This is a genomic window from Candidatus Omnitrophota bacterium (assembly GCA_018894435.1).
Taxonomy (GTDB): Bacteria; Omnitrophota; Gorgyraeia; order JAHIPI01; family JAHIPI01; genus JAHIPI01.
The window spans coordinates 1-5,330 of the sequence record JAHIPI010000035.1 but is presented as its reverse complement, the minus strand read 5'-3'; the positions used below and the strand labels follow the sequence as shown (position 1 = coordinate 5,330).

The following is a 5,330-nucleotide window of genomic DNA, read 5'->3' as shown; positions in this document are numbered from 1 at the left end:
GGACTACAGATATCAATATTATCCATGGGTCGGCATTCAATATTCCCTTTAAAGACGATTATTTTGACCTTGTATTTACGTCCGGTGTTCTTATTCATATAGCCCCCACCGATATAAAATTGGTTATGGAAGAGATATATAGGTGCGCAAAAAGATATATCTGGGGTTTTGAATACTATAGCGATGCACACACTCCTATTACATATCGAGGTCATGCCAATTTACTATGGAAAGCAGATTTTTCGAAGATCTATCTTAGCCTATCGGACGACTTAAGGTTAGTAAAAGAAAAACATCTTAAATATGCAGACAGCAATAATGTAGATACGATGTTTCTTGTTGAGAAGATGCGAAGAAGGAGTAAAAAAAGTGAAGATCGTAGCAAGTGTTGAAGCTAGGACAGGGTCCACAAGGCTCCCCGGCAAGGTAATGCGGGAAATTATGGGAAGACCCATGCTGGAACTTATGATAGAACGGGTGAAAAGATCTAAGAAAGTGGATGAAATAGTTATAGCCACTTCCACGCACGAGAATGATGATGTACTTGAAAAACTTGCCGAAACGCTCAGCGTGAAGTGCTATAGGGGTAGTGAAAATGATGTCCTGGACAGGGTGCTTCAGGCTGCAAAATACTGCAACGCTGACCATATAGTCGAACTTTGGGGCGACACGCCGCTTATAGATCCGGACATTATCGATGCGGCGATTAAATATTATCTTGAGAACGGCTTTGATTGTCTTGGTACGTGTCTGGATGGTACGTTTCCGTGGGGGATCAGCTTACTGGTTTTTCCTACGGCAGTGCTGGATGAGGTTTCCAGGATTACAAATGATCCGGTTGACAGAGAAAATGTTTCGACCTATATATACAATAATCCGGATAAGTACAAAATAGGCCATCTTCCATGCCCTCCGGCGATCAAGCGGCCAGACCTGAGGCTTGTTGTTGATGAATTACCGGACCTCGAGCTGGTCGGGATCATATTTGAACATTTCAATTCTGCCAAAAAAGATTTCAGGACAAAGGATATCGTGGAATTTATGGATAGCCGTCCAGAATTGAAAGAGATAAATAGGAATGTACGGCAGAAGAAAAGAGGGAAATACAGTGTTTAAAGCTGCCATAGTAGGGTGCGGGCGCATTGCAAGCGATTTTGACAACGATTCCAAGAGAAAGGATTCTATAGCCACGCATGCCGGCGCATATAAATTTTGCCCCGAAACCGAACTTTTGGCAGCAGCAGACATTGAAGCAGAACAATTACGGAAGTTCGGGAAAAAATGGAATATTAAAAATCTGTATTCGGATTATGGCGAGATGTTAAAAAAGGAAAAGATAGATATTCTAAGCATATGCACTCCCAGCTCGGTAAGGCTGGACATATGCAAAAAAGCAGTTGAAGCTGGAGTGAAAGCGATTTTTTGCGAAAAACCCATGGCCGAAACATTGGCGGAAGCCGACGAGATGATACGCTTATGCGGGTATAAGGTTATTTTGGCGGTTAACCATCTGAGGCGCTGGGACAGGCTTCATCAGGATATTCAAAAATATATTGAAGACGGCAAGTTGGGCAATATTCAGCATGTGGATACTTATTATACCTCAGGAATTGCAAATACCGGTGTACATCGCCTGGATTTATTGCGATTCTTTTTTGGCGAAGTTGCATGGGTCTGGAGTAATTTCGACGGTAAGGAAAATGAAGTCGACCCTACAGTCGATACATATCTCTATTTTAAGAGCGGGGTCAGCGCAGCTATGCACGGTATGAATGTGAAGGATTATCTTATATCCGAAGTAGATATATACGGAAGTAAGGGGAGAATACGAATCGAGAATAGCGGATACAGAGCCGTACATTGGGATGTTATAGAACATCCCAAATTTTCTGGATATAAATGCCTGCAGGAAAAAGGCCCTGTCTTTGAAATCGGATTACGAGATACTATGGTGAGGGCTGTAGAAGACATAGTGTCTTGTATTAAAAGCGGTGGAAAGCCGATGTCTTCGGGGAATGACGGCAGAGCGGTTTTGGAGCTAATCTCCGCAGCTCATGAATCAGGAAAAAACCAGAAGGGCGCTAGAGTATACTTACCCTTGAAGAAAACAGATATAGTAATCAAATCGAAGTAGCGAAGAAGGAGCTTGTAATGGCAAAGCTGGCTTTATTGGGAGGCGAAAAAGTAAGGAATACACCTTTCCCTTCACATCCGGTTCTCGGCAAAGAGGAAAAGAAAGAAATTCTCGAGGTACTTAAGACGGGGGTTCTTTCTGGTTTCGTCGCTAAAATGGGGGATGGTTTTCTTGGCGGACCCAAAGTAAAGAAGCTGGAAGAGGAATTTTGCAAATATTTCAACGTGCGGCATGCCATAACCATAAACTCAGCAACTGCTGGCCTACACATAGCTTTAGCTGCCACCGGCATAGGCCCTGGTGACGAAGTTATAGTTACGCCTTATACGATGTCCGCTACATCCACCAGCATATTAATGGCCAACGCAATACCCGTATTCGCGGATATAGAAGACGAGACTTATGGCCTGGATCCTAAAAAGGTGGAACAGGCGATAAGTGATAAAACTAAAGCTATAATCGTTGTGCATCTTTTCGGCCACCCAGCAAAGATGGATGAGATAATGGCTATCGCAAGGAAACATAATTTGATCGTTATAGAAGATTGTGCACAGGCACCCGGAGCCATCTACAATGGCAGATTTGTTGGGACAATTGGCCGTATAGGCATATTCAGTTTTAATCAGCACAAGACCATTACGACCGGAGAGGGGGGCGTAGCAATAACTAATGACGAAAATTTCGCCCGGAGGATGCGGTTAATACGAAACCATGCAGAAAACATAGTTGACAGCTTGCCGGAAGAAGAAAGCATAGTCAATTTAATCGGTTGGAATTACCGCATGACGGAAATTGAAGCGGCGATAGGCATCGGTCAGTTTCATAAATTGGATATGTTAACCGAACATAGAATAGGGTTGGCAAATTATCTTTCTGACGGAATAAATAAATTAAAATCCGGAATTACGCCGGCCAAAGTATCAGCAAGATGCAAGAGCGTCTATTTTGTTCTGCCTATGAGGTATGACGAAGAAAAGGTTGGTATTGCGAGAGATACATTTGTGAAAGCCGTAGTTGCCGAAGGTGTGGCCGTAGCTGCCGGTTATGCGAAACCGCAGCATTTACGAAGAACTTATAGGGAGAAAATAGGTTACGGAAGCAAAGGGTGCCCGTTCAGCTGCCCGTTTTACGGCAAAGAGATAAGATACGGAAAAGGCATGCTGCCCGTGGCAGAAAAGCTTTATAATCATGAACTGTTGATTACCTCGCTTTGTCATTATCCTTTAAAAAAGAGCGACATGGACGATATCGTAAGGGCGTTCGAAAAAGTTTTAGAGAATAAAGACGATTTAAAAGATATAAAAGCTCAACAAGGAAGCATGGTTAAATGAAAGAAACTGCTATAAGGCCGAAGAATCAACTGCAGAACTACGAAAAGATAGCGGACAAGGAATTGGGCCGTTTATTCGGCGATGAAACTAATCTTGTCAAAATAAACTGTCCCGCATGCGGAATAGACGCCCAAAAAGAAAGATTTACGGCTAAGTATAACCAATTATATGAAAAATGCAGTTGCGGTACTGTCTATCTAAACCCGCGTCCCGACTATGCCGCTATAACTAAGTTTCATTCGGAAAGCGAATCTGCCAATTATTGGTCTGAGGAGATATTAAAAAATACCGAAGAGGCCAGGAAGGACGTAATATGGAAACAGCGCATGGAATATGTAGCTGAAGTTATATATAAAAATTTTGATAAAGATTATATTTTCAGAATGCTTGATGTCGGCTGCAGCATAGGGACATCGCTAGAGGTATTGCGGAAATCGGCTCCCAAGGGCAGCCTAGAGGGGGCAGAATTGAATAGCCGAGCTCGGCGGATATGCAGGGAGAAGGGGTTTAAGGTCTATAATAGTATCGAAGGCGGAAAGATTGAAGCGGAGTCATATGACATTGTAACTATGTTTGAGGTGATCCAGCAGTCATTTTATACAGATAAATTTTTGGCGAGTGTATGCAAAATTTTAAAACAAGAGGGCCTGTTAATACTTTCTTTTCCGTGCATAGACGGATTCGATTACTTTATCATGGGAAAGGATCACCCAAATTTTAGTTTCCCTCAAATTAATTTCTTTTCAAAGGATGGAATGAGCGAGCTCCTTAAAAAAAATGGGTTTGACGTAACGGAGTTTACAACTCCGGGACTTCTCGATGCGAGTATGGCCAGAGACTACGGCATGACGCATTGCGAAGATAGGTTCAAAGATTGCTACCTTATGAAGCTATTGCTTGGTGAGGATGGCGAGAAGAATGTCAATGTTATCCAGGATATGTTGCGGTCTTCCGGAAGCAGTGGCCATGCATTCTTGGTCGCTAAAAAGGCGCACAAGATTAAATAAAAGCGCGGTGATATGAATATACTTTTTCGTTGCGATGCAAATAATGAAATCGGGATAGGACACGGTATTCGTTCTTTGGCGCTGGCACAGGCATTTAAGGCGAAAGGTGATAATACCTGCTTCATTTTTAACGATATATCGGCGAATCTTTTGGATATATTCGTGTCGGAGAAGGTACGCGCTCAAAAAATTAATACCGAAAGTGGAAGCAGGAAAGATGCAGAGGAAACGAAAAAACAGACAAGGCAATTCAAGGCAGACTGGATTATTGCGGATGGGTATGCATTCGGTACGGCCTACCAGAATATTATTAAAGAAGGCGGGCTCAAATTGTTATGTATTGATGACATGGCTTCTTGCGAATTTGCGGCGGACATTATTTTAAACCAAAACCCGGGGTTTCGCGAAAGCGATTATAAGTGTACTAATAACGCAAAGTTATTATTAGGCCCGGAATACATAATTTTAAGGCAGGAATTTGTTCGCTTCGAAAGGAGCGGTGCAGAAGTTAGCCCAAGATTAGAGCGTATTTTTTTAAACATGGGCGGAGCCGATAAAAATAATGTTACTGGCAAGGTACTTAAGGCGTTAAACCACTTGGATTTTAATATAAGGGTAACCGCTGTCATGGGTCCGGCTAATATCCACAGAGAAAATCTGGAAAAAATGCATAGCCAGCTAAATTATGAAATAGACTTAATATACAATCCTAAAAGCGTTATTTCACATATGCTTAATTCGGATTTAGCAATACATGCCTGCGGAACTACTTCGTGGGAATTAGCTTATTTGGGCATCCCCAGCATCAGTGTAATTGTGTCGGATAACCAAGTCCCGGTGGCAGAGAGTCTGGCGAGC

Annotated in this window: 6 protein-coding genes; all 6 read left to right on the top strand. The window is 42.5% G+C overall.

Annotated elements, in window-relative coordinates:
• Positions 1-392, top strand: a 392-nt coding sequence (locus KKI13_02615) for a methyltransferase domain-containing protein (GenBank protein MBU4487944.1), incomplete at its 5' end; no start/stop codon positions are given.
• Positions 370-1,116, top strand: coding sequence for a glycosyltransferase family protein (locus KKI13_02610; protein ID MBU4487943.1), 747 nt, complete (start codon positions 370-372; stop codon positions 1,114-1,116). The genes KKI13_02615 and KKI13_02610, both read left to right, overlap by 23 nt.
• Positions 1,079-2,134, top strand: coding sequence for a Gfo/Idh/MocA family oxidoreductase (locus tag KKI13_02605; GenBank protein MBU4487942.1), 1,056 nt, complete (start codon positions 1,079-1,081; stop codon positions 2,132-2,134). The genes KKI13_02610 and KKI13_02605 overlap by 38 nt, the downstream gene beginning before the upstream one ends.
• Before the next feature lie 17 nt (positions 2,135-2,151).
• Positions 2,152-3,465, top strand: a complete 1,314-nt coding sequence (locus KKI13_02600) for a DegT/DnrJ/EryC1/StrS family aminotransferase (GenBank protein ID MBU4487941.1) — start codon at positions 2,152-2,154, stop codon at positions 3,463-3,465.
• Positions 3,462-4,472 (top strand): class I SAM-dependent methyltransferase, encoded by a 1,011-nt coding sequence (locus KKI13_02595; protein ID MBU4487940.1) that lies wholly within the window; start codon positions 3,462-3,464, stop codon positions 4,470-4,472. The genes KKI13_02600 and KKI13_02595 overlap by 4 nt, the downstream gene beginning before the upstream one ends.
• A gap of 12 nt (positions 4,473-4,484) precedes the next feature.
• Positions 4,485-5,330 (top strand): UDP-2,4-diacetamido-2,4,6-trideoxy-beta-L-altropyranose hydrolase (gene pseG, locus KKI13_02590; GenBank protein MBU4487939.1); only part of this gene is annotated, 846 nt, incomplete at its 3' end.

What these genes read in the sequence shown, in the direction of transcription:
- KKI13_02595 (MBU4487940.1), top strand. Translation starts at nt 3,462, where the DNA reads ATGAAAGAAACTGCTATAAGGCCGAAGAATCAACTGCAGAACTACGAA.
- KKI13_02605 (MBU4487942.1), top strand. Translation starts at nt 1,079, where the DNA reads ATGTACGGCAGAAGAAAAGAGGGAAATACAGTGTTTAAAGCTGCCATA.
- KKI13_02600 (MBU4487941.1), top strand. Translation starts at nt 2,152, where the DNA reads ATGGCAAAGCTGGCTTTATTGGGAGGCGAAAAAGTAAGGAATACACCT.